At 69.8% G+C, this 22,342-nt stretch carries 21 protein-coding genes; 17 read left to right on the forward strand and 4 right to left on the reverse strand.

All coding sequences use genetic code 11. The annotated features are described in order from the left end of the window. Window positions 1-60 precede the first annotated feature (60 nt). The 4 genes from RC1_RS14550 to cysK all read left to right on the forward strand — a co-directional run bounded on the left by RC1_RS14550 (window position 61) and on the right by cysK (window position 2,430). On the forward strand, window positions 61-318 hold the full coding sequence (locus RC1_RS14550; RefSeq protein WP_012568190.1) for a type II toxin-antitoxin system prevent-host-death family antitoxin: 258 nt from the start codon (window positions 61-63) through the stop codon (window positions 316-318). After that, complete coding sequence (locus RC1_RS14555; RefSeq protein WP_012568191.1) at window positions 318-722, forward strand: type II toxin-antitoxin system VapC family toxin; 405 nt, start codon at window positions 318-320, stop codon at window positions 720-722. Before RC1_RS14550 ends, RC1_RS14555 begins: the two co-directional genes overlap by 1 nt. Window positions 723-900: 178 nt before the next feature. After that, entirely contained in the window at window positions 901-1,356 is a 456-nt protein-coding gene (locus tag RC1_RS14560; protein ID WP_012568192.1) for an RrF2 family transcriptional regulator, read from the forward strand. A 72-nt stretch (window positions 1,357-1,428) separates the two neighbouring features. After that, window positions 1,429-2,430, forward strand: a complete 1,002-nt coding sequence (gene cysK / locus RC1_RS14565) for a cysteine synthase A (protein ID WP_012568193.1) — start codon at window positions 1,429-1,431, stop codon at window positions 2,428-2,430. Window positions 2,431-2,492: 62 nt separating this feature from the next. Here cysK and vapC read toward each other — a convergent pair whose 3' ends face one another. Continuing rightward, entirely contained in the window at window positions 2,493-2,900 is a 408-nt protein-coding gene (vapC, locus tag RC1_RS20895) for a tRNA(fMet)-specific endonuclease VapC (RefSeq protein ID WP_083759333.1), read from the reverse strand. Beyond that, complete coding sequence (gene vapB, locus RC1_RS14570) at window positions 2,901-3,125, reverse strand: type II toxin-antitoxin system VapB family antitoxin (RefSeq protein ID WP_012568195.1); 225 nt, start codon at window positions 3,123-3,125, stop codon at window positions 2,901-2,903. 99 nt (window positions 3,126-3,224) lie between these two features. Here vapB and RC1_RS14575 point away from each other — a divergent pair, with 99 nt between their 5' ends. The 7 genes from RC1_RS14575 (at window position 3,225) to dnaA (ending at window position 9,186) form a co-directional block, all read left to right on the forward strand. Next, window positions 3,225-4,055 carry a HesA/MoeB/ThiF family protein gene (locus tag RC1_RS14575; RefSeq protein ID WP_012568196.1) on the forward strand — a complete coding sequence of 277 codons (831 nt, stop codon included), beginning with the start codon at window positions 3,225-3,227 and terminating at the stop codon, window positions 4,053-4,055. Beyond that, entirely contained in the window at window positions 4,048-4,473 is a 426-nt protein-coding gene (locus tag RC1_RS14580) for a hypothetical protein (RefSeq protein WP_012568197.1), read from the forward strand. The genes RC1_RS14575 and RC1_RS14580 overlap by 8 nt, the downstream gene beginning before the upstream one ends. Before the next feature lie 76 nt (window positions 4,474-4,549). Beyond that, window positions 4,550-5,422, forward strand: coding sequence for a bifunctional DNA-formamidopyrimidine glycosylase/DNA-(apurinic or apyrimidinic site) lyase (gene mutM, locus RC1_RS14585; RefSeq protein ID WP_012568198.1), 873 nt, complete (start codon window positions 4,550-4,552; stop codon window positions 5,420-5,422). A 14-nt stretch (window positions 5,423-5,436) separates the two neighbouring features. After that, the gene (locus RC1_RS14590; RefSeq protein ID WP_012568199.1) at window positions 5,437-5,838 is read left to right on the forward strand and encodes a hypothetical protein; all 402 of its coding nucleotides are present in this window, start codon (window positions 5,437-5,439) and stop codon (window positions 5,836-5,838) included. Between the two features lie 27 nt (window positions 5,839-5,865). Then, on the forward strand, window positions 5,866-6,642 hold the full coding sequence (locus RC1_RS14595) for an enoyl-CoA hydratase (protein ID WP_012568200.1): 777 nt from the start codon (window positions 5,866-5,868) through the stop codon (window positions 6,640-6,642). 138 nt (window positions 6,643-6,780) lie between these two features. Next, window positions 6,781-7,047 carry a 30S ribosomal protein S20 gene (gene rpsT, locus RC1_RS14600; protein WP_012568201.1) on the forward strand — a complete coding sequence of 89 codons (267 nt, stop codon included), beginning with the start codon at window positions 6,781-6,783 and terminating at the stop codon, window positions 7,045-7,047. A 615-nt stretch (window positions 7,048-7,662) separates the two neighbouring features. After that, on the forward strand, window positions 7,663-9,186 hold the full coding sequence (gene dnaA / locus RC1_RS14605) for a chromosomal replication initiator protein DnaA (protein WP_012568203.1): 1,524 nt from the start codon (window positions 7,663-7,665) through the stop codon (window positions 9,184-9,186). Between the two features lie 48 nt (window positions 9,187-9,234). On the opposite strand, the gene RC1_RS14610 is transcribed toward dnaA, so the two are convergent. After that, entirely contained in the window at window positions 9,235-10,278 is a 1,044-nt protein-coding gene (locus tag RC1_RS14610; RefSeq protein WP_012568204.1) for a sensor histidine kinase, read from the reverse strand. Between the two features lie 164 nt (window positions 10,279-10,442). On the opposite strand from RC1_RS14610, the gene RC1_RS14615 reads away from it, so the two are divergent. Both RC1_RS14615 and RC1_RS20275 read left to right on the forward strand, forming a co-directional pair. Beyond that, entirely contained in the window at window positions 10,443-11,639 is a 1,197-nt protein-coding gene (locus tag RC1_RS14615; protein ID WP_041785408.1) for a winged helix DNA-binding domain-containing protein, read from the forward strand. A gap of 128 nt (window positions 11,640-11,767) precedes the next feature. Further along, on the forward strand, window positions 11,768-13,393 hold the full coding sequence (locus RC1_RS20275; RefSeq protein WP_012568207.1) for a sensor histidine kinase: 1,626 nt from the start codon (window positions 11,768-11,770) through the stop codon (window positions 13,391-13,393). Between the two features lie 95 nt (window positions 13,394-13,488). Here the strand turns inward: RC1_RS20275 and RC1_RS21850 are convergent, their stop codons facing one another. After that, window positions 13,489-14,214 carry a phasin family protein gene (locus RC1_RS21850; protein ID WP_041785409.1) on the reverse strand — a complete coding sequence of 242 codons (726 nt, stop codon included), beginning with the start codon at window positions 14,212-14,214 and terminating at the stop codon, window positions 13,489-13,491. A 471-nt stretch (window positions 14,215-14,685) separates the two neighbouring features. Between RC1_RS21850 and dnaN the strand changes: the two genes are divergently transcribed. The 4 genes from dnaN to RC1_RS14645 all read left to right on the forward strand — a co-directional run bounded on the left by dnaN (window position 14,686) and on the right by RC1_RS14645 (window position 22,331). Next, window positions 14,686-15,810: a DNA polymerase III subunit beta gene (gene dnaN / locus RC1_RS14630; protein ID WP_012568209.1), complete on the forward strand. Its 1,125-nt coding sequence runs from the start codon at window positions 14,686-14,688 to the stop codon at window positions 15,808-15,810. A gap of 250 nt (window positions 15,811-16,060) precedes the next feature. Then, window positions 16,061-17,194 (forward strand): DNA replication/repair protein RecF, encoded by a 1,134-nt coding sequence (gene recF / locus RC1_RS14635; RefSeq protein WP_012568210.1) that lies wholly within the window; start codon window positions 16,061-16,063, stop codon window positions 17,192-17,194. A 55-nt stretch (window positions 17,195-17,249) separates the two neighbouring features. Continuing rightward, entirely contained in the window at window positions 17,250-19,880 is a 2,631-nt protein-coding gene (gene gyrB, locus RC1_RS14640; RefSeq protein WP_012568211.1) for a DNA topoisomerase (ATP-hydrolyzing) subunit B, read from the forward strand. Between the two features lie 378 nt (window positions 19,881-20,258). After that, window positions 20,259-22,331 carry a KAP family P-loop NTPase fold protein gene (locus RC1_RS14645; protein ID WP_041785412.1) on the forward strand — a complete coding sequence of 691 codons (2,073 nt, stop codon included), beginning with the start codon at window positions 20,259-20,261 and terminating at the stop codon, window positions 22,329-22,331. Window positions 22,332-22,342 lie beyond the last annotated feature (11 nt).

The following is a 22,342-nucleotide window of genomic DNA, read 5'->3' on the forward strand; positions in this document are numbered from 1 at the left end:
TCTCTTGCGCCATCGCAGCGCATGTCGTATTGATACGACAAGTGCTTCCGGGAGGGTCAGATGGAACCTGTGACCAGTCTCACCGGCAGGGATTTCAACCGCGACATCGGCGGCGCCAAGTCATTGGCCGACCAGGGGCCGGTCATCGTCACGGATCGCGGCGCACCGGCCTACGTCCTGATGACCTATGAGACGTTTCGGCGTCTCGCGGGCGCCGGCCGCAGCGTGGCGGACGTGTTGGACGATCCGGCCGGATACGACATCGACTTCGAGCCTGAGGCGGTCTCCCTGGGCCTCCGGTCGGCGGACCTCGGCTGATGTACCTTCTGGACACCGTGACGGTATCCGCGCTGCGGACGCTTGCACGGCAGCCCGCCGCCGTGCAGGACTGGGCCCGCCGGCTGCCGGTCGCCGATTGCCGCCTGTCGGCCGTGACGGTGCTGGAACTCGACCTTGGACGGCTGCGGGTGGCGCGGCGGGACGCGGCCCAGGGGGATCGCCTGTCGGCGTGGATCGACAGGATCGTGGAGGCCTATCCGGTTCTGGCGGTGGACCTGGCCGTCGCCCGCCGGGCCGCCACTCTCCACATCCCCGACCCCCGGCCGGAGCGGGACGCGCTGATCGCCGCCACGGCGCTCGTGCACGGGCTCACGCTGGTGACGCGGAACGTCAGGGACTTCGAGCCGACGGGTGTGCCGCTGCTGAACCCCTGGGCGGGCTGACACCCCGAAAGGAATGAGCGCGATGGTCCCCGGCAAGCACCGCCCGATCGACGCGATGCCCGCCGCCACTCTCTGCATCACTCCTCCATCCGATTTGGGTATGGTCTGCCGGATCAGGCCTGTCCCGGAGCCCCCTTCCTCTCCCTTCCGTTTCCGCCCAACACCAGGTCCGCCGACCATGCTCCGCCTTTCCAAGAAACTGGTCTTCGCCATCGAGACGGTGCTGGACATCGCCTACAACGCCGGCTCAGCGCCGGTGCAGTCGGCGGAGATCACGGCCCGCCAGGGCATTCCCAAGCGCTATCTGGAGCAGGTGCTCCAGGCCCTGGTGCGGGCCGGGGTGCTGGCCGGGGTGCGGGGGCCGCGCGGCGGCTACCGGCTGGCGAAGGAGCGCCGCCGCATCACGGTGGGCGAGATCGTGCGCGTCGTCCGCTCGCTGGAGCAGGCGACCGATCCCATCGAGGAACCGGCCGGCTCGGAACTGGGCATGCGCGTCGTCCGTCCGCTCTGGGCCGAGTTGCAGGAAGAGGTGATGCAGCGGCTGGACCGCACCAGCATCGAGGATCTCTGCCTGCGCGCCCACCAGGAGGGAATCCGCAGCGAGGCGCAGACGAAGCTCGATTTCTCCATTTGAGCCGGCGGCATCCGGGCTTATATACATCTGTGACCGCGAAATTCGCGCTATTCACAGTTATGGAGGCGTACAATGCCCGCCCTCGATGCCCCGACCGCCCACGCCCCGGATTCTGACGGCACCGCGGAATTCCGCGGCCGCATCTATGACAGCATCCTCGACACGGTCGGCGCCACGCCGCTGGTGCGCCTCTCGCGGCTGGCCGCGAAGCACGGGGTGGTGGCCGACGTGGTCGCCAAGTGCGAGTTCTTCAATCCGCTCTCCAGCGTGAAGGACCGCATCGGCAAGGCGATGATCGAGGCGGCGGAGGCCGACGGGCTGATCGCGCCCGACCGCACCGTGCTGGTCGAGCCGACCTCGGGCAACACGGGCATCGCCCTGGCCTTCGTGGCCGCGGCCAAGGGCTACCGGCTGATCCTGACCATGCCGGAGAGCATGTCGGTCGAGCGCCGCAAGATGCTGAAGCTGCTGGGGGCCGAGCTGGTGCTGACGCCGGCGCCCAACGGCATGAAGGGCGCCATCGCCCGGGCGGAGGAGATCGTCGCCTCCACCCCCGACGCCTACATGCTCCAGCAGTTCAAGAACCCTGCGAACCCGGCCGTCCACCGCCGCACCACGGCGGAGGAGATCTGGCGCGACACCGCCGGCCGGGCGGACGTGCTGGTCGCCGGCGTGGGCACCGGCGGCACGCTGACCGGCGTGGCCGAGGTGCTGAAGGCCCGCAGACCGGATTTCCGCGTCGTCGCGGTGGAGCCGGAGGACAGCCCCGTGCTCTCCGGCGGGCTGCCGGGGCCGCACAAGATCCAGGGCATCGGCGCCGGCTTCGTGCCCGACGTGCTGGCCCGCGACCGCATCGACGAGGTGCTGCGCATCTCCAACAGCCGCGCCTTCGAGCTGGCGCGCGACGCTGCCGCCACCGAGGGGCTGGCCGTGGGCATCAGCTCCGGCGCCGCCCTGGCCGCCGCCTTCGAGGTGGGGGCGCGGCCGGAGATGAAGGACAGGCTGATCGTCGTGATCCTGCCCAGCTTCGCCGAGCGGTACCTCTCCACCGCCCTGTTCGACGGGCTGGACTGACGCGACACTGACCCCGCCCGCGGGCCCGGCCAGGGCCGCGGGCGGCGGGAAGCGACGCTTCTTTACTCGGGTGCCAGCCAGTCTTCCGCGATCAGTCCTTCAACGCGGCGGAATTCGCCGAGATTGCCAGTCACGACCGTAAGCCCTCGGCTGCGCGCATGTCCCGCAATCATGAGGTCATAGGGCCCGATAACCTGGCCAATCCGTTCGAGCGACGCCCGGATATCCGCGAAATGCCCGGCTGCATCCGCATCGAAGGCAAGAACATCAAGACGTTCGGCGAACCGCTCCACGTCCTCTCTGACGGCTGCCGGACGGGCCGACCGGGCGGCACCATGCAGAAGCTCGCCCAGGGTAACGACTGAAATGCAAAGGCTGCCAGCCTCGTCGTTGAAGCGTTGGCGCACGCCCTGCGGCCGGTCCCGAAGGACCCGGATGCAGACATTCGTGTCCAACATGAAACGAAGCACTCAGAAGCTCTCCCGCTTCTGTGCGGCAGGTTGCGCGCGCTCCGGCAGGTCGGTGCCCGGGGCATCGAAGAAATCGTCCCAGGCTCCGGTTGCCGGGACGATCAGCCGGGCGGCACCCTGCTTCAGGATCATCACGTCCCGCACACCGTCGGGAAAGGCGATCTCCTTCGGCAGCCGGACCGCCTGCCGGCTGTTCGACCGGAGCAGTTTCGTGCGAACGGTCATGCCGTCCTCCCTTCTCGTCGGAACGACTATATGCCCCTTGCCGCCGGGCCGGCAACGGGGCCTCGCCACGTCCTCCCGTCCCCGCTATCATCCCGCGCCATGACGCCCGCGAGCCCCCTTTCCGACGACCAGATCGAGCGGTACGCCCGGCACATCATGCTGAAGGAGGTGGGCGGCCGCGGGCAGGAGCGGCTGCTGGCCTCCTCCGTGCTGGTGGTGGGGGCCGGCGGGCTGGGCTCGCCGCTGCTGCTCTATCTCGCCGCCGCCGGCGTCGGCCGCATCGGCGTGATCGACCACGACTCGGTGGATCTCTCCAACCTGCAACGGCAGGTGATCCATGACGGCGCCTCGGTCGGCCGCCCGAAGGTGGAGAGTGCGGCCGCCCGCATCGCCGCCCTCACGCCCGACGTGCGGGTGGAGGCGCATGCCGAGCGGCTGACCCCGGCCAACGTGCTGGGGCTGGTCTCCCGCTACGACGTGGTGGCCGACGGCTCGGACAATTTCGCCACCCGCTTCCTGCTGAACGATGCCTGCTTCTTCGCCGGGAAGACGCTGGTCAGTGCGGCCATGCTGCGCTTCGATGCCCAGCTTTCCGTCTTCAAGGCGCATCTGGGGGAGCCGCACCCCTGCTACCGCTGCATCTTCCGCGAGCCGCCGCCGCCCGGCACCATCCCGTCCTGCTCCGAAGGCGGGGTGCTGGGGGCGCTGCCGGGGGCGATGGGCTCCCTGCAGGCGATCGAGGTGCTGAAGGAACTGCTGGGCATCGGGGAGAGCCTGTCCGGCCGGCTGCTGCTGGTCGCCGCGCTGGAGACCAGCTTCCGCACGGTCAGGGTGCGGCGCGATCCGGGCTGCCCGCTCTGCGGCGGCGATCCCGTCTACCGGGACCTCTCGCACCATCTGCCGCCCCAGGGGCAGGCCGCCCATGGCTGACGCCGCTCCCGGTCTCGCCCTCATCGTGCAGTCCGGCGGCTTCGACCGGGTGCATTACGCCTTCGCCCTGGCCGCGGCGGCGGCGGCCATCGGCCGTCCGGCGATCCTGTTCGTCACCGGCCGCGCCCTGCCCGTGCTGACGCCGGAGCCCGGCTGGCACGCCCTGGACCCGGCCGACGACGGCTCCCCGCCGGCGGCGCGCGAGCGGTATCTCGCGGAGCGCGGCCTCGCCACCCTGGCGGAACTGGTGGATTCCTGCGGCGCCCTGGGCGTGCGCGTCATCGCCTGCGAGCTGGGCTGGCGCAGCCTGGGACACGACGCCGCCCCGCCGACCCGCCCGGAGCTGCGGGTGGAGACGGCGGGGCTCGTCACCCTGCTGACGACGGCGGGACCCGGCTGGCAGATGGTCTTCGTCTGATGCCCGTCCCGCTGCCGCCCGCCTGAAACCACCTGTCTGACGCCACCTGCCCGCGCCGTTCCCCCGAGGACGTTCCATGCCCGAACTGCCCGAAGTCGAGACGGTCCGCCGCGGCCTGGAGATGAAGATTGCGGGCCGGGTGCTGGTGCGGGTGGCGCAGTACCGTCCCGACCTGCGCTTTCCCCTGCCCGAGCGGTTCGCCGCGCGGCTGACCGGGCTGCGCGTGGCCGGCCTGTTCCGCCGGGCCAAGTATCTGCTGATCCGGCTGGAGGGCAGCGCCGAGGGGCCGCTGGTCTGGCTGGTCCATCTGGGCATGTCCGGCACCCTGGTGGTGCGCCGCGGCCCGCCGGGTCCGCCGGGGCCGCACGACCATCTGGTGTTCGAGACCGATCCCCCGCCCGGCGAGGCGCAGGGCTGGGTCGTCACCTACAACGACGTGCGCCGTTTCGGCTTCATGGACCTGTTCCCGGAAGCGCTGCTGGACAGCCACCCGATGCTGGCTTGCCTGGGGCCGGAGCCGCTGGGCAACGGCTTCGATGCCGAGGAACTGTCGCGCCGGCTGGCCGGGAAGATCACGCCGATCAAGGCGGCGCTGCTGGACCAGACGGTGGTGGCGGGCCTTGGCAACATCTATGTCTGCGAATCGCTGTTCCGCGCCGGCATCAGCCCGCGCCGGCTGGCGCACACGGTGGCCGGCCGGCGGGCCGGGCGGCTGGTCCCGGCGATCCGCGACGTGCTGACCGAGGCCATCGCCGCCGGCGGTTCCAGCCTGCGCGACTATGTGCAGTCGGACGGCGAACTGGGCTATTTCCAGCACAGCTTCAAGGTCTATGGCCGGGAGGGCGAGCCCTGCCCCGGCTGCGACTGCGACCCCGTCCGCACCGGGGGCATCGCCCGGATCGTCCAGTCCGGCCGGTCCACCTTCTATTGTCCCCGCCACCAGCGCTGATGTAGGACAGCCCGATGCGCCCGCCCGCCTCCCCCCGCCCGTTGCTGTTGACGGCCGTTCTTCTGGCGGGTCTGGTGGCCCTGCCGACGCCCTGGACCCGGACGGGACAGGCGGCGGACGGCGCCTTCGTGGCGGGGACGGAGGACCTGCCGCTGATGCCCGGCTTCGTTCTGCTGGCGGACGAGACGCTGGTGTTCGACAAGCCGGACGGCCGCATCGTCCAGGCGGTGGCGGCCGGGCCGGCGGCGCTGGCCGAGGTCCGCGCCTTCTACGACGGCACCCTGCCGCAGCTCGGCTGGAAGCCGGCCGGGGCGGGGCGCTGGCTGCGCGAGGGCGAACGGCTGGAACTGCGGCTGGACCGGGCCCAGGGGCGTACCCTGGTCCGCCTCACCCTGGCGCCGCAGGACAGGAACTGACGATCCAACCCGGAGAGGAAAGCGACAATGCCTTACGAGAACATCCAGGTGGAGACGCGGGGCCGCGTCGGCCTTGTCCGGCTGAACCGCCCCAAGGCGCTGAACGCCCTGTCCGACGGGCTGGTCACCGACCTCCAGGCGGCGCTGGACGCCTTCGAGGACGATCCGGAGATCCATGTCATCGTCGTCACCGGGTCGGAGAAGGCCTTCGCGGCCGGCGCCGACATCAAGGAGATGGCGGACAAGTCGCACATGGATGCCTATCTGGGCGACTTCATCACCCGCAAATGGGGCCGGCTGGGCACCTGCCGCAAGCCGACCATCGCCGCCGTCGCCGGCTATGCCCTGGGCGGCGGCTGCGAACTGGCGATGATGGCGGACATCATCATCGCCGCCGACACCGCGAAGTTCGGCCAGCCGGAGATCACCATCGGCACCATCCCGGGCTCCGGCGGCACGCAGCGCCTGACCCGGCTGGTGGGCAAGTCCAAGGCCATGCTGATGTGCCTGACCGGCTGGCAGATGACGGCGGAGGAGGCGGAGCGCGCCGGACTCGTCGCCAAGGTGGTGCCGGCCGCCGACCTGCTGGACGAGACGCTGAAGATCGCCGACCGCATCGCGTCGATGTCGCTGCCCGTGGCGATGATGACCAAGGAATGCGTCAACCGCTCCTATGAATCGACCCTGGCCGAGGGTATCCTGTTCGAGCGGCGGGTCTTCCATTCCACCTTCGGGCTGGAGGACCGGAAAGAGGGGATGAGCGCCTTCGTCGAGAAGCGCCAGCCCAACTTCCGCGACCGCTGATCCCAGTTTCCGCCGCAAGGGGCTGCGGCACATGGGACGGGTGCGCAGCCCCCCGCTCTGACTCGCTTGACGCGCACCCTGTCCCCGAACTATAAGCGCCGCTTCCAACGGCACCGGCGTGTCCGCGAAGGGTCTCCTATGGCAAATCATAAGTCCGCTGAAAAGCGTATCCGTCAGATCAAGAAGCGCACCGAGATCAACCGGGCGCGCATCAGCCGTATCCGCACCTTCGTGAAGAAGGTCGAGCTGGCGATCGCCAGCGGCGACAAGGCGGCGGCCAATGAGGCCTTCCGTGAGGCCCAGCCCGAGCTGATGCGCGGCGCCACCAAGGGCGTCCTGCACCGCAACACGGTCTCGCGCAAGCTCTCCCGCCTGAACCAGCGGATCAAGGCGCTCGGCGCCTGATCCCCTGCTCCGGCGGACCGGGTCCGTCCCGGCGACGGCCGCGCAGTCCTGCGCTGCGCGGCCTTTGTTGTGCCCGCATGGCGGCGGCAAGGTTCCGCCGCCCCGGCCGCGAGTCCCGGCATGTCCGCGACTCCGCCGCCGGGCGCACGATTTTTGCTTTTTATGCCGTTCCCTTTTCGATCCTGTTGCGAGTCCGGAGCCGGGCGACTAGCATCTCCCGACGCGCGAAGGGGCTAAACGCAAGCGAAGAAAATCCTTCGTCTCTTCTGTGCTGAAGGGCTGGGAAGCAGACCTGGAATGATCATTCGGCTTCATCCTGAAGTTCTGGCGATCCCACTCTTCCTCTGAATTACAGATGTATTCACGGATACCCAACGTCCCTTGCAAAAAGGGCGCCGGGAAGGGTTTTGGTTCGTCTGTATGACTCTGGGGCGGATTGCTTTTCATCGTGTGGCCGGTCGGCAACTGACAGGGCTGCGATCCCATGGGGCGGACCCCGGCCGGGACCGTCACAGCGGGGTTTGACGTTTGCGTATCGGGGCACGGGTAGGATGCTCCGGTCCGGCGCGCTCCTGGCGCGGCGGGCGGGGCAGGGGACTGGCGGGAGCGGTGTAGATGTCGGTTCAGCAGGGATCGCTCGATCAGCAATGGGCCAAGGTCCGCGGGCGGCTCAAGGACGAAGTCGGGGAAACCGCCTACCGGAGCTGGCTGAAGCCTCTGACGGTCGGGGATTTCGACGGCGGGCAGGTCCGCATCATGGTGCCCACGCGCTTCATGCGCGACTGGATCAGGACCCACTACGCCGACCGCATCCGCGCCCTCTGGTCCGGTGAGAATCCCGGCGTCCAGTCGGTGGAGATCGTCGTCGCCACCAGCCAGAAGTCCGAGACCCGGGCATCCGAGCCCCCTGCATCCGAGATCCGGGCATCCGAGATCCGGGCACCCGAGACCCGGGCGCCCGCTTCCGGCCCGGCCCCCGCCCGGTCCCGGGCGCGCGCCGTCGCCGAGCCGGCGCTCGACGGCGCCGCAGCGGCCGTGGCCCCGTCCGCCCCGGCCTACGCCGAGGCGGAGCCCGCCCCCGTGGCCGCCGTCGGCGGGGCAGAGGAGCGGGAGGACCTGTCCGCCCCGCTCGATCCCCGCTTCACCTTCGAGAATTTCGTCGTCGGCAAGCCGAACGAGCTGGCCTTCGCCGCCGCCCGCCGGGTGGCCGACGCCTCCGCCGTGACCTTCAACCCGCTGTTCCTCTACGGCGGGGTCGGCCTCGGCAAGACCCACCTGATGCACGCCATCGCCTGGCACATCCGCAGGAAGGACCCCTCGCGGCGGGTGATCTACCTGTCCGCCGAGAAGTTCATGTACCAGTTCATCCGGGCGCTGCGCTTCAAGGACACCATGGCGTTCAAGGAGCAGTTCCGCTCCGTGGACGTGCTGATGATCGACGACGTGCAGTTCATCAGCGGCAAGGACTCCACGCAGGAGGAGTTCTTCCACACCTTCAACGCCCTGGTGGACCAGAACCGGCAGGTCATCATCTCCGCCGACAAGAGTCCGTCGGACCTGGAGGGGATGGAGGAACGGCTGCGCTCCCGCCTGGGCTGGGGGCTGGTGGCGGACATCCACCCCACCACCTACGAGCTGCGCCTGGGCATCCTGCAGCAGAAGGCGGACCAGATGGGGGCCAAGATCCCCCAGAAGGTGCTGGAATTCCTGGCCCACAAGATCACCAGCAACGTGCGCGAACTGGAAGGGGCGCTGAACCGCATCGTCGCCCATGCCGAACTGGTCGGCCGCGCCATCACGCTGGAATCCACGCAGGAGGTGCTGCACGACCTGCTGCGCGCCAGCAACCGCCGCGTGACGATCGAGGAAATCCAGAAGAAGGTGGCGGAGCATTTCAACATCCGCCTCTCCGACATGAGCAGCGCCCGCCGGGCCCGGGCCGTGGCCCGGCCGCGGCAGGTGGCGATGTACCTCGCCAAGCAGCTCACCCAGCGCTCCCTGCCGGAGATCGGCCGCAAGTTCGGCGACCGCGACCACACCACCGTGATGCACGCCGTGCGCAAGGTGGAGGAGCTGTGCGGCACCGATCCGGCCTTCGCCGAGGACGTGGAACTGCTGCGCCGCATGCTGGAGGGCTGACGCGGCCGGCCGGCCCGCCGCTTCTGCCCCGGCCCTGCCCGCCGTGGGCTAGAGCGTCGGCGGGATCGCCGGTGGCGGCGGGCTCAGCAGCGTGCCGGCCGGCCCGTCCGGCAGCACCACGGTCAGCCGTGCCCCGCCGCCCGGCCGGTTGCCGCCCTGCAGTCCGCCGCCGAGCTGGCGCGACAGCCGGCAGACGAGATAGAGCCCCAGCCCCAGCCCGCGCCCCGCGATCAGGGGGTCGCCGCCGCGCAGGAACGGCTCGCCCAGCCGGGCCAGCACCTCCGCCGGCAGGCCGGGGCCGGTATCCTCCACCACCAGCATGACACCGCCCGGGGTCGCCGCGGCCGAAACCGTGACGGCGGTGCCCATCGGCGTGTGCCGGATGGCGTTGTCCATCAGCGCGAACAGGATCTGGCGCAGCGCCGTCCCGTCCGTCCGCAGCACCGTGTCCGGGTCGATGTGGACGGTCACGGGGCGGCGCTCGGCCGTATGCCGGGAGACGGCCAGCCGCAGGGTCCGCTCCACTTCCTCCAGCAGGTTGACCGACTCGATCCGCATGCGCTGGCCGGCATCGGCCTCGGCCACGGCGGTGATGTCCTGCACCAGGGCCAGCAGTCCGCGGCCGCCGACGCCGATCTCCCCGGCATAGTCGCGGATCTGGTCCGGCGTCATCTGCCCGGCCATGGTCTCCATCAGCTCGGCGAAGCCGATCACGGCGTTCAGCGGGGTGCGCAGCTCGTGGCTGATGCTGGCCATGAACTGCGACTTGGCGCGGGCCAGCGCCTCCGCCTCCAGCCGGGCCCGCTCCTGCGCGTGCTCGGCCCGGATCGTCTCGGCCAGCGCGGCGGAGGAGCGGTCGGCGATCTGCCCCACCCAGTGGCGCACGGCCAGGAACAGGAATCCGGCGGAGACGGCGACGAAGAACAGCCCCTTGACCGTCTGCACCAGATCCGGGGCCACGATGTGGGCCAGCAGCGTCCCGGCCGCGTAGTCCGACCCGACGATCCAGAGCGCGCCGACCACCACATAGATGGCGGTGACCCGCAGGGCCACCTCCCTCGGCGCGGTTTGCAGCCACGATGTCCGCAGCACGGCCTCTCCCCGGGTACGGCCCAGGCGATGGAACCGGAACCCGGTGCCTGGAGCGGAATACCGACATGACGGCCGGATTCTGGCCTGCCGGCTTTCGCATTTCAAGGTTGCCGCACCGGCTGCGGCGGCTTGCCAGAACCGGAACGGACAGGCAACATCCTGGCATGTCCGATCCCGACATCTCCGATGACGCCCCTCCGGCCCCGGCCCCGGTTTTACCAACGGGCGTCCCTCTCGCCGTCGGGCTGCCGCAGGCGCTCGCCTTCCGCCTCGCCCGCCAGCATCTGGTGCTGCCCGCCGATGATCCCGTCAGCGTGGCGCGGACGCTGCTGGGGGCGCAGGCGCAGGTGCAGTCGGCGGCCGTGCTCCAGCTCCGCGCCCGCACCGCGGGCTTCCCCGACGCCGTGCTGGACCGGGCGCTCTACACCGACCGCACCCTGGTCAGGCTGTGGGCGCAGCGCTCCACCCTGCACCTGACGGCGCGGGACGATCTCGGGCTGATCCTGGCCCTGCGCCGCCTCTACGCCGGCGGCTACCATCGCTGGTACGCGCGGGAGGGGCTGGAGCCCGACCAGGTGGACCGGCTGGTCACCGCCGTGGCCGAGGCGGTGGCGGCGGGACCGCACAGCCGGATGGACCTGTCCCGTCTGCTCACCCCGCGGCTGGGCGCATGGGCGCAGCCCTGGCTGGAGCACAGCTGGGGCGGCATCATCAAGCTGGCCGCGGCGCTCGGCCATGTCTGCCACGGCCCCGCCCGGACCGAGGGCGAGGCGGGGGTGGAGGCGCTGTTCGTCAGCCTGCCGCGCTGGGTGGATTTGCCGCCCGTGCCGGAGGGGCGGGTCGCCATGGCGGCGCTGCTGCGCCGCTACCTCGCTGTCTACGGTCCGGCCGGGGTCGGCGACTTCCGCAAGTTCACCGGCCTGCCGGGCGCGGCGGTGCCGCAGGCCTTCGCCGATCTGGGGCCGGAGCTGCTGCCCGTCGATCTGGCCGGGCGCCGCGCCTTCGTTCTGGCCGCGGACGAGGCGGCGCTGCGCACGGCCGAGCCGGAGCCCGGCCACCTGACGGCCCTGCCCCTGTTCGACCCCTGGCTGCTGGCCCATGCCGACACCGGACAGTATCTGGACGACCGCCACCGCAAGGCGGTCTACCGCACGGCCGGCTGGATCAGCGCCGTGGTGCTGCGCCAGGGCCGGGTGGTGGCGACCTGGACGCACCGGCGCACCGCCGCGGGCTGGTGCGTCACCGTGCAGCCGCTGGAGACGCTGGCCCGGCGGGAACTGGCACCGCTGCGGCGTCGGCTGGCCCTGCTGGCCGGGCTCCGCCCCGGTCAGATCGAAGTCGTCGTGGATAAGACCAGATGACAGGCCGATCCGATCCGGTTAATCCTCTCTTTCGGGTTGTGTCATTTGTGCTCTCTCTGTCGGTTTGATTGACGCCGGCTTCGCCGTTGGTCTAAACGGACCCTCCGTTCTGACGGAACACATCCCTGATGGAACATCGGCGCTGGCGGACAAGGCATCTCATCTGCGCGACCGCCGCGTTCTTCATGATCGCCGCCGTCACCAGCCGCGCGGCCTTCCTCTGGTACGAATACGGTCAGGCCCTGGAGCACGGGGCCGCCGCCACCCGTGACATGGCGCATGTGCTGGAGGAATACGCCGCCCGGACCTTCGACGTGAACGAACTGGTGGTCGAGGACGTGGTGGAGCATGTCACGGCCCGGGGCGGGGCGAAGATGCTGGCCGGCCGGCCGGAAACGGTCCGCTTCCTGCGCGGTCTGTCCGCCCGCACCGCCAACAACGACTATCTGATGATCGTGGATCCCGCGGGCCGGCCGGTCGCGGGCTCGGCCTGGGAGGTTCCGCCCGGCGCCGATCTGTCCGACCGCTCCTGGTTCCGGGCCCATGCCCGGGAAGGCCGGGACAGCTATATCGGCGCGGCCATCCTCAGCCGCATGACGCACGAGATCCTGTTCACCTACACCCGCGCCGTGCGGAGCGGGGACGGGGCGCTGGACAGCATCGTGCAGGTCGCCGTGCGCCCCGCCTTCATCCAGGATGTCTCGCTGGGCAGCGATGTCGGCCGCGGGCTGGTGCTCTCCCTGGTCGGCGAGGACGGCCGGCTGATCGCCCGCACCGGGCTGACCGCGGACCAGCTCGGCCTGACGGCGGCGGACCTGCTGCCCCCCGCCGTCCTGACGGAGGCGCAGGGCACGGCCGTCTTCACCCCGCCGCGGGCGGGCGGGGAGGTGATGGTCTCCTGGCGGCGGCTGGAGCGCTGGCCCGTGGTGGTGGCAGCCAGCCTGCCCATGGCCGAGGTGCTGGCCCCCGTCCGCGTCAGCCTGGGCTGGAGCGTGGCGCTGCTGGGCCTGATCGCCGCCGTCACGGCCGGGCTCGGCATCGTCGGGCTGCGGCTGGCCGCGCGCGAGGAGCGCGCCCTGGAGGAGGCGGAGGCCGCCGGTCGGCGCCTGTCCGCCGCCCTTGCGGAGCGCGACCTGCTGGTGCGGGACATCCATCACCGGGTGAAGAACAACCTCCAGGTCACGGTCAGCCTGCTGATGATCCAGGCCGGCCGGTTCACCGATCCGGCGGTGCGGACCGCCTTCGCCGACACCCAGGAACGCCTGCAGTCGATCGGCCTGCTGCACGAGGTGCTGTACCAGTCCGACACGGTGGCCCGGGTCGATCTGGCGGGCTACATCCGGCGCCTGGCCGGCGCGCTCGCCGATGCCTACGGCGCCGCGGAGCGGGGCATCGGGCTCGACCTCGACCTGACGCCGCTGCAGATCGACCCGATGAAGGCGGTGCCCTTCGCCCTGATCCTGTCGGAAGTCGTCTCCAACGCCTTCAAGCATGCCTTCGCCGGCCGCGGCGGGCGCATCGGCATCACCCTGCGGCCCGGCGGGAGCGATGCTGCGGACGCTTCCGGCGACGGGAGCGCGGACGGCCTGTTCCTGCGCATCCGCGACGACGGTCCCGGCCTGGCCGCGGAACCGCCCCGCAGCGGCTCTGTCGGCCTGACCCTGATCGAGGCCCTGGTCCGGCAGGCCGGCGGCCGCCACCGCCTCTACAGCGACGGCGGCACCGTCTTCGAGCTGACGGTGGACCGGCTCTGACCCGACCGGACCGGAACGCCGGGCTGCATACCCGGCGTTCCGGGCACCCGGTGTTCCAGGCTCCCGGCGGGGCGGGTCCGGCGGGGAGCCCGGGCTCAGCCCGCCGTGCCGGTGCGGGGCTCCTCCGCCCGTTCCTCCTCGCGGATCACCTGTTCCACCTGCTCGCCGAGCCGGAGCATCTCCTCTCCGATGCGGCGGCCGCTGCGGAACCACAGCTCCAGCCCCGTGCGCAGGTACTCGCCCTGGGCCGCGGCCAGTTCGACCGGGGAGCGGGCCCGGCTGATCCTGTTCAGGGCATCGAGCTGGACCTGGGCGGCCTGCTGCGAGTAGGCGACCAGTTCCTGGACGATCGGCTGCGACCGCTCGGCGACGGCCGTGCCGCAGCGGGCGACGACCCGCATGTTGCGCGAGGTCCGCTCCACCGCGTCCCGTGCCTCGGGCGTGGAGAGATCGACCATCCGGTTCATCTGCTCGGAGACCTGGCGCAGCACGGACGAGCCGGCGTCGGTCGCTGAGCGGACGGCCGTCCGCGTCGTCTCCGTGTTGCGCTGGGCGATGGTGGCGCCGCCATCGGCCAGATCGCGGCCGGTGTCGGCCACGCGGTCGGCCACCTCCCGGGCCGTCCGGCGGGTCTTGTCGAGCGCCTCGGCGCTGTCGTTCCGGGCGGTCTCCGCGGTGCGCCGGTCCTCGGTTTCCTGCCGGGAGGCGGTGTCGCGCCGGGTATCGCCGCCGTCGCGCTGCGGTGACTGTCCGGCGCGCGGGGTATCGGCCTGCGACGTGCCGGCGGACGTGCGGGCATCGGTCTGGTTCTGTGCAGCCATGGCGGGATGATCCTTGCCTTGGGGCCCCTGGGGGCAGGGCCCTGGTTCGTGGGAGCGTGCCTCGGTGGTCATGTCCGGGGGCGCCCGCCAAGACGGGGGCGCAGGCGGCATATGGCGGGGGCCGCCCCATGCTGCATTGCGGCAGGAGGGGGAGGGCTGGCGCGGATGGCTGAGGTCTTCGCCGTTCACCCGGCGGGTCCCCGGCGGGTCCGGTGCCTGCGCGCCGCTTTCCCGCCGCCGCCGCCCTGCCGCGGTCGTCGGCGCGCGGTCGTCGGCGCGCGGTCGTCGGCGTGCGGTTGCCGGCGTGCGGTTAACGAAGCGCTGTCCCCGCGCCCCGTCTATGCTATGGTGGCGGCCCTCCGCGGGGGAGGCGAGAGAAAGTGCAACACCCGCCGCGCCGCACCCGACGGCGCACGCACGCCCCGCACGGGCGGCCGCGAGGCGGAAAAAGAGACGGAACGCGATACCGCGATGAAGATCACGATCGAGCGTGCGGCCCTTCTTCGATCCCTCGGGCATGTGCAGAGCGTCGTCGAACGGCGCAACACCATTCCGATCCTCTCCAACGTCATGCTGCGCGCCGAGAACGGCGAGCTGTCGCTGACCGCGACCGACATGGATCTGGAGATCGTGGAATCCGTGCCGGCCGACATCGCGCGCCCCGGTTCCGCCACGGCCCCCGCCCACACCCTCTATGACATCGCCCGCAAGCTGCCCGACGGCAGCCAGGTGGAGCTGGACTCCACCGGCGACATGCTGACCCTGCGCTCGGGCCGCTCGCAGTTCAAGCTGGGCACCCTGCCGGTGGACGATTACCCCGCCATGTCCGGCGGCGACATGGGCCACCGCTTCTCGCTCTCGGCCGCCGACCTCAAGGCGCTGATCGACCGCACCCGGTTCGCCATCAGCACGGAGGAGACGCGCTACTACCTGAACGGCATCTTCCTGCACGCCTCGACCGCGCGCGGGGCGGGGGGCGAGACGCCGGTGCTGCGCGCCGTCGCCACCGACGGCCACCGGCTGGCGCGGGTGGAGATGCCGCTGCCCGAGGGGGCGGCCGGCATTCCCGGCGTGATCATCCCGCGCAAGGCGGTGCTGGAGGTGCGCAAGCTGCTGGACGAGGCGGCCGACCGGATCGAGGTGCAGCTCAGCGACACCAAGGTGCGCTTCGCCTTCGACGCCATCACCCTGACCTCGAAGCTGATCGACGGCACCTTCCCGGACTATGAGCGGGTCATCCCCACCGGCAACGACAAGGTGCTGGAGGTCGATCCCCGCCTGTTCGCGGGCGCCGTGGACCGCGTCGCCACCATCTCCACGGAGAAGTCGCGGGCGGTGAAGCTCAGCCTCGACCGGGGCGTGCTGACGCTCTCCGCCTCCTCGCCGGAGGCCGGCTCCGCGACGGAGGAGCTGGAGGTGGTGTACGACGCACCGGCGCTGGAGATCGGCTTCAACAGCCGCTACCTGCTGGACATCACCCAGCAGATCGAGGGCGAGGGCGCCCGCTTCACCATGGCCGATGCCGGCAGCCCCACCCTGGTGCGCGACGTGGCCGACGCCAGCGCGCTCTACGTGCTGATGCCGATGCGGGTCTGACCGGGCCGGTCCCTCCAGAGGCCGTGAGAGGCAGGGGCGCGGGCATGGGGGCGCAGGCATGGGGACCACCCGGCCCGGGGCGCTCCCCGCCCCCCGGGCGGCCTTCCCTTCGCGGCCCGCTCCGCCCATATTCCGCCCGTCCGCCGGCCCCTGACCGGGCCGCCCGCTCATCCTGGATTCCGTCTTGACGCCTGCGGTCCTTTCCAGCCCGGACCCGCGGTCTTCCGACCGGACGCCGGCCCGCCTCGCCGTGACCCGGCTGACCGTGACCCGCTTCCGGTCCTACCTGACGGCGCGGCTGGACTGCGATGCGCGGCCGGTCGTGCTGACCGGGCCGAACGGGGCGGGCAAGACCAACCTGCTGGAGGCGGTCAGCTTCCTCGCCCCCGGCCGCGGCCTGCGCCGCGCCCGGCTGGCGGAGATCGAGCGGACCGGCCCGGCGGAGGGCTGGGCCGGTCCCGGCTGGGCCGTCGCCGCCACGCTGGAGACCCCGGCCGGCCCGGTGGAGATCGGCACCGGCCGCGATCCCGCCGCCGGCCCGGAGAGCGAGCGCCGGCTGGTGCAGATCGACGGGCGCGCGGCCAAGGGGCAGATCGCGCTGGCCCGGCATGTCGCCGTCGTCTGGCTGACGCCGCAGATGGACCGGCTGTTCCTGGAGGCGGCGTCCGGCCGCCGGCGCTTCCTGGACCGGCTGGTGTTCGGCTTCGATCCCGCCCACGCCGGCCGCCTGTCGCAGTACGAGGCCGCCCTGCGCGAGCGGGCGCGGCTGCTGCGCGAGGGGCCGGCCGATCCGGCCTGGCTCACCACCCTGGAGGACCGCATGGCGACGCTGGGCGTCGCCGTCGCCGCGGCCCGGGCCGACATGGTGGCGCGGCTGGCCGCCGCCGCGGCCCTGGGGGTGGGGCCGTTCCCCGCTCCCGGCATGGCCATGGCGGGCGGGGTGGACGATCTGGTCGCCGCCGGTCCCGCGCTGGCGGCGGAGGATGCGCTGCGCCGCACCCTGCGCGACAGCCGCCGCCGCGACGCCGAGGCGGGCGGCGCGGCCATCGGCCCGCACCGCAGCGACCTCTGCGTCACCTGTCGGGCCAAGGAGATGCCGGCCGAGCGGGGCAGCACCGGCGAGCAGAAGGCGCTGCTGATCGCCATCGTGCTGGCGAACGCCCGGCTGATGAAGGCCGAGACCGGCACGGCCCCGCTGCTGCTGCTGGACGAGGTGGCGGCGCATCTGGACGCCGACCGCCGCGCCGCCCTGTTCGCGGAGATCCTGGCGACGGGGTCGCAGGCCTGGATGACCGGCACCGACGCCCAGGTCTTCGCCGAGCTGGGGGCCGCGGCCAGCCATGTGCGGGTGGAGGATTCCCGTCTCGCCCCCGCCAAAATCTAGTATGGTCCGCCCTCTTTTCAGACGTCTTTCCCGCCCGATCTGGTAAACTCCCGCGATGGCACAGGACGCTCTTCCCGATACCCCGCCCGCTTCGGCCGCCGAGGAATACGGCGCCAGCTCCATCAAGGTCCTCAAGGGCCTGGACGCGGTGCGCAAGCGCCCCGGCATGTACATCGGCGACACCGATGACGGCTCGGGTCTGCATCACATGGTCTATGAGGTGGTGGACAACGCCATCGACGAGGCCCTGGCCGGCTATGCCGACCGGGTGGAGGTGACGCTGAACGCCGACGGCTCCGTCACCGTGCGGGACAACGGGCGCGGCATCCCGGTGGACATCCACCCGGGAGAGGGCGTCTCCGCGGCGGAGGTCATCATGACCCAGCTCCACGCCGGCGGTAAGTTCGACCAGAACAGCTACAAGGTCTCGGGCGGTCTGCACGGCGTCGGCGTCTCCGTCGTCAACGCGCTCTCCGAAACCCTCTTCCTGCGCGTCTGGCGCAAGGGCCGGGTGTGGGAGATGACCTTCCGCCACGGCGACGCCGTGGCCCCGCTGGCGGATGTGGGGGCGGCGCCCGTGGTGGCGTCCGGCCCGCGCGCCGGCCAGCCGCTGACGGGGACGGAGGTCACCTTCCTGCCCTCGAAGCAGACTTTCACGAAGACGGAATTCGATTTCCAGACGCTGGAACACCGCTTCCGCGAGCTGGCCTTCCTCAATTCCGGCGTGCTGCTGGTCTTCACCGATGCCCGCGGCGTCGAGCCGAAGGTGACGGAACTGTTCTACGAGGGCGGGCTCGAAGCCTTCGTGCAGTATCTCGACCGCTCCAAGGCGGCGCTGCACAAGCCCTCCATCGCCATGCGCGGGGAGCGGGTCTCCGACCTCGGCACCACCGTGACGGTGGAGGTGGCGTTGCAGTGGAACGACAGCTACCACGAGAGCTGTCTGTGCTTCACCAACAACATCCCCCAGCGCGACGGCGGCACCCATCTGGCCGGCTTCCGCGCGGCGCTGACCCGCACCATCAACAAGTACGCCGAAGAGAGCGGCATCCTGAAGAAGGAGAAGGTGGCGCTCTCGGGCGACGACATGCGGGAGGGGCTGACCTGCGTCCTCTCCGTGAAGGTGCCGGACCCGAAATTCTCCAGCCAGACCAAGGACAAGCTGGTCAGCTCCGAGGTCCGGCCGGTGGTCGAGACGGTGGTGGCCGACGCGCTCGCCACCTGGTTCGAGGAGCACCCGGCGGATGCGCGCCGCATCGTCGGCAAGGTGGTGGAGGCGGCCGCCGCGCGTGAGGCCGCGCGCCGGGCGCGCGAGCTGACCCGGCGTAAGGGGGCCCTGGACATGGCCAGCCTGCCCGGCAAGCTGGCCGACTGCCAGGAGCGCGACCCCGCGCTCTCCGAGCTGTTCATCGTCGAGGGCGACAGCGCCGGCGGCTCCGCCAAGCAGGGGCGCTCGCGCCAGTTCCAGGCCATCCTGCCGCTGCGCGGCAAGATCCTGAACGTGGAGCGGGCGCGCTTCGACAAGATGCTCTCCTCGGCGGAGATCGGCACCCTGATCGCGGCCCTGGGCACCGGCATCGGGCGGGAGGAGTTCGACCCCGACAAGGCCCGCTACCACAAGATCATCATCATGACCGACGCGGACGTGGACGGCGCCCACATCCGCACCCTGCTGCTGACCTTCTTCTACCGGCAGATGCCGGCCCTGATCGAGCGCGGCTACCTCTACATCGCGCAGCCGCCGCTGTACCGCGTGAAGCGCGGCACGGCGAAGGAGCGCTACCTGAAGGACGACCGCCAGCTTGAGGACTACCTGATCGCCCAGGGCACGGACGACGTGACCTTCACGCTGGGCGACGGCACCACCCGCAGCGGCGACGATCTGCGCGCCCTGGTGGAACAGGCCCGCGTCGCCCGCCACGCCCTGACCACCCTGGCCCGCAAGGCCGGCAGCCGCGAGGTGGTGGAACAGGCGGCGCTCAGCGGGGCGCTGTCGTCCCGCCTGCTGGACAACCCCGACCTCGCCCGCACCCTGGCGGAGGAGGTGGCCCGCCGCCTCAACGACCTCGCCGTCCGGCAGGCCGCGGCGGCGCTCCAGGCGTCCGGCGGCCCCGCACCGGAGGGCGACGGCAGCCCCGGCAGCGCCAGCGCAGCCGGCGCCACCGGAACCGGCACCGCCAGCACGGGCGGCGTGCCGGCCGGCGGCTGGACGGCGGAACTGATCGAGGACGGCCCGCACGGGGTGGGCGGCTATGTGCTGGCCCGCCGCCGCCGCGGCGTCACCCACCGCCATGTGCTGGACGTCGATCTGCTGAAGAGTGTGGAGGCCCGCCGGCTGGACGGCATGGCCGAGGCGCTGCGCGCCGTCTACGACACGCCGGGCGTGCTGACCCACCGGGTGAAGCGGCTGGCCGCCGTGGCCGGCCCGGCCGGCCTGATGGACGCGGTGATCGAACAGGGCCGCGCCGGCCTCGCCATCCAGCGCTACAAGGGGCTGGGCGAGATGAACCCGGACCAGCTCTGGGAAACCACCCTGGACCCGGCCAACCGCACCCTGCTCCAGGTCAAGGTCTCCCACGCCGACGAGGCCGAGGAGGTCTTCAGCACCCTGATGGGCGACCTCGTCGAACCCCGCCGCGACTTCATCCAGGAGAACGCGCTGAAGGTGGCGAACCTGGACGTGTGAGGGGGCTGTGGTATTGCCTGACATACTGCTTCGGACGATCGATTAAATTCGTAGGATTGGAGCGGGATGCCCAGGAGAACATTCATGCTCTCATCTTGATAAGCTAATACTTTAATGGTGGTTTCTTAAGATGGAGCGGAGTTGGTTCGATGTTGTGGCATGTGTGACTTCAGTCGGAATCATGGTCGCTGATAATCAATCTATTGTTTTTAAGTCCTGGCGACGGACGACAATGGCAACTCTGTTGGAGTTCGAGGACTGCGCGTCCGCATGCGGAAACTCGCCATACGTCTGCTCGAAAGGCTCGTTGCTCGCCTGAAGGCTGAGCCCAAGCGATCCGATTCTGGGAACGCGCGAGCACCCTTTCCGAGGGTCGAGATGCAGGTCGACCGTCCGATCCGAACAGGCGACGAAGATTTGTTCGATCGGCGTAGCTTCGCGGAGCGCATTGCGGACGTGATCGCTTCACGGTCCGACCCGTCATCGCTCGTGATTGGTGTCTACGGCCCCTGGGGCGATGGCAAGACATCGACCCTGAACATGATCCGTGCGCGCCTCTCCTCAAGGTCAGACATCGTCCAAATCAACTACAATCCATGGCAGTTCAGCGCGGATCGGGACCGCATCGCGCACAGCTTCTGGAATATGCTCGTCGCGGCTTTGCAGGAGATTCTAGTCGACATTGACAAGGCCGGGGAGGCGGTCAGCACCTTGGCATCGTTCGTTCCCGTGTACGGTGAAACCCTCTCGAAGGCGGTGGACAAGCACCTCACCCGCGACCTCGAGCAGGTAAGGCGGGGTGTCTCAGACAAGTTGGAGGTCTCGGACAGGCGGATCGTCGTTTTCATCGACGACATCGACAGGCTGGAGCGAGCGGAAGTCCAGGCCCTCTTCCGCCTTGTCAAGCTGTCGGGCGACTTTCCCAAGGTCACCTACGTGCTGGCGTTCGACGACAAGATGGTCGCCGCCTCGATTGGCGAAGCCTACGGGAATGGCGATGTCGCGTCGGGCCGTCGTTTTCTCGAGAAGATCGTGCAGGTTCCGCTCCATCTACCTCCGGCGGACCGCAACGCGCTCAGGGAGATGATGTTCAAGACCTGCGGCCGCGTGCTGGAGGACGCAGGCATCGTTTTGCCCTCAGAGGAGGGGGGCCGCATTGCGACGGCCATTACCATGGCTCTGATGAGCTTCGTGAAGACACCGCGCATGGCGAAGCTGTTCGACAACGCGCTCACCTTCGCGATACCGGTCCTGAAGGGAGAGGTACATGTAGGCGACCAGATACTGATTGAAGCAGTCCGGGTCTTTATACCTAATCTTTATGAGTTCATTCGCGACAATCAGGACATTTTTCTTTCCGAAAGCAACGACCGAAACAAGGAAGGCCGGAAGAACCGTCTTCAAAAAGCTATGGAAGAGTTGAACCTTCCGGAACGCGACATTGAACAGTTGAGCCGCCATCTCCTGGAAGTGCTGTTCCCGCAGCTTTCAGGATGGGGCCATGGCAGCCAATGGCAGGTGAGGAGGGCGCGCGAGCAGCGGGTGTGCTCTCCCGACCACTTCCGTCGCTACTTCACCTACGCCGTACCCCGGGGCGACATCGCTGATGCAATGATCGACGGGATCATAGATGATGCAGCACAAGGGGGGGCCATCCAGGACTCTCTCCTGACCGCGATCCGCAACGGAGCTACTGCAATCTTTATCCGGAAGCTGAGGCATCGTGAGGAAGTCCTTGCCATAGAAGCAGTTCCCTCACTGGTTCGTGCCGTGACGGCAGCCTCCACCGAGATACGGATCATACTGACCACTTTCATGGGAGACTTCGAGTTCAGGCAAGCTGCCATCCTTGTTTCGCAACTGTTGGCTCGTTTGCCTCCGGACGACCAGGATGCACTCCTGATCGAGATCGCCGAGGGACCCTGCCTACTCTTCCCCGTTTATGTGCTAGAACGGTCGCTGCCGGACGGGGGTGAGGGCGGATGGTTGACGCATGACCGCCAAGTCCCGGCACTCGCCATTCTCCACAAGAGAACGATCTCGGCGGCACGGGAGGGACGGCTTGAGGAGGCTACGAAGGACTGGATGGGCGTCGTCTTCGGCCATCTGAGACGCAATCTCGACCCCGATGCTTTGAACACTTTCCGTCTGGAGCTTTCGGAGTGGGTGGCGGCGGACTCGTCGGCTCCGGTTGCGCTGCTGCGGGCCTATGCGCCTTTTAGTGATCGAGGGCCGGGTGACTTCGAAGAGGATAACTACAGAGTTCTGACGTCTATCGTCGACGGAAACCTCTTTCTTAGTGAGTTGAAAAAAGCTCTTGGAGATGAAATCGATGTCACTGAATACGTCAGAAAATGGGACGCTGCCGGAATCGTAGTCGACCGAAGGCTTGCCATGCAGTTTTCCTATTGGCATCATCGAGCTAATATTTTGGCTAGCGGTGATGACTAAGCATGCTTGGT

The organism is Rhodospirillum centenum SW, from assembly GCF_000016185.1.
GTDB classification, from domain to species: Bacteria; Pseudomonadota; Alphaproteobacteria; order Azospirillales; family Azospirillaceae; genus Rhodocista; species Rhodocista centena.

What these genes read in the sequence shown, in the direction of transcription:
- vapB (WP_012568195.1), bottom strand. Translation starts at nt 3,125, where the DNA reads ATGACCGTTCGCACGAAACTGCTCCGGTCGAACAGCCGGCAGGCGGTC.
- RC1_RS14580 (WP_012568197.1), top strand. Translation starts at nt 4,048, where the DNA reads ATGGCTGACGCCGCTCCCGGTCTCGCCCTCATCGTGCAGTCCGGCGGC.
- cysK (WP_012568193.1), top strand. Translation starts at nt 1,429, where the DNA reads ATGCCCGCCCTCGATGCCCCGACCGCCCACGCCCCGGATTCTGACGGC.
- RC1_RS14590 (WP_012568199.1), top strand. Translation starts at nt 5,437, where the DNA reads ATGCGCCCGCCCGCCTCCCCCCGCCCGTTGCTGTTGACGGCCGTTCTT.
- RC1_RS14615 (WP_041785408.1), top strand. Translation starts at nt 10,443, where the DNA reads ATGTCCGATCCCGACATCTCCGATGACGCCCCTCCGGCCCCGGCCCCG.
- mutM (WP_012568198.1), top strand. Translation starts at nt 4,550, where the DNA reads ATGCCCGAACTGCCCGAAGTCGAGACGGTCCGCCGCGGCCTGGAGATG.
- dnaN (WP_012568209.1), top strand. Translation starts at nt 14,686, where the DNA reads ATGAAGATCACGATCGAGCGTGCGGCCCTTCTTCGATCCCTCGGGCAT.
- rpsT (WP_012568201.1), top strand. Translation starts at nt 6,781, where the DNA reads ATGGCAAATCATAAGTCCGCTGAAAAGCGTATCCGTCAGATCAAGAAG.
- RC1_RS14645 (WP_041785412.1), top strand. Translation starts at nt 20,259, where the DNA reads ATGCAGGTCGACCGTCCGATCCGAACAGGCGACGAAGATTTGTTCGAT.
- RC1_RS14575 (WP_012568196.1), top strand. Translation starts at nt 3,225, where the DNA reads ATGACGCCCGCGAGCCCCCTTTCCGACGACCAGATCGAGCGGTACGCC.
- gyrB (WP_012568211.1), top strand. Translation starts at nt 17,250, where the DNA reads ATGGCACAGGACGCTCTTCCCGATACCCCGCCCGCTTCGGCCGCCGAG.
- dnaA (WP_012568203.1), top strand. Translation starts at nt 7,663, where the DNA reads ATGTCGGTTCAGCAGGGATCGCTCGATCAGCAATGGGCCAAGGTCCGC.
- RC1_RS14555 (WP_012568191.1), top strand. Translation starts at nt 318, where the DNA reads ATGTACCTTCTGGACACCGTGACGGTATCCGCGCTGCGGACGCTTGCA.
- RC1_RS20275 (WP_012568207.1), top strand. Translation starts at nt 11,768, where the DNA reads ATGGAACATCGGCGCTGGCGGACAAGGCATCTCATCTGCGCGACCGCC.
- RC1_RS21850 (WP_041785409.1), bottom strand. Translation starts at nt 14,214, where the DNA reads ATGGCTGCACAGAACCAGACCGATGCCCGCACGTCCGCCGGCACGTCG.
- RC1_RS14595 (WP_012568200.1), top strand. Translation starts at nt 5,866, where the DNA reads ATGCCTTACGAGAACATCCAGGTGGAGACGCGGGGCCGCGTCGGCCTT.
- RC1_RS14560 (WP_012568192.1), top strand. Translation starts at nt 901, where the DNA reads ATGCTCCGCCTTTCCAAGAAACTGGTCTTCGCCATCGAGACGGTGCTG.
- RC1_RS14550 (WP_012568190.1), top strand. Translation starts at nt 61, where the DNA reads ATGGAACCTGTGACCAGTCTCACCGGCAGGGATTTCAACCGCGACATC.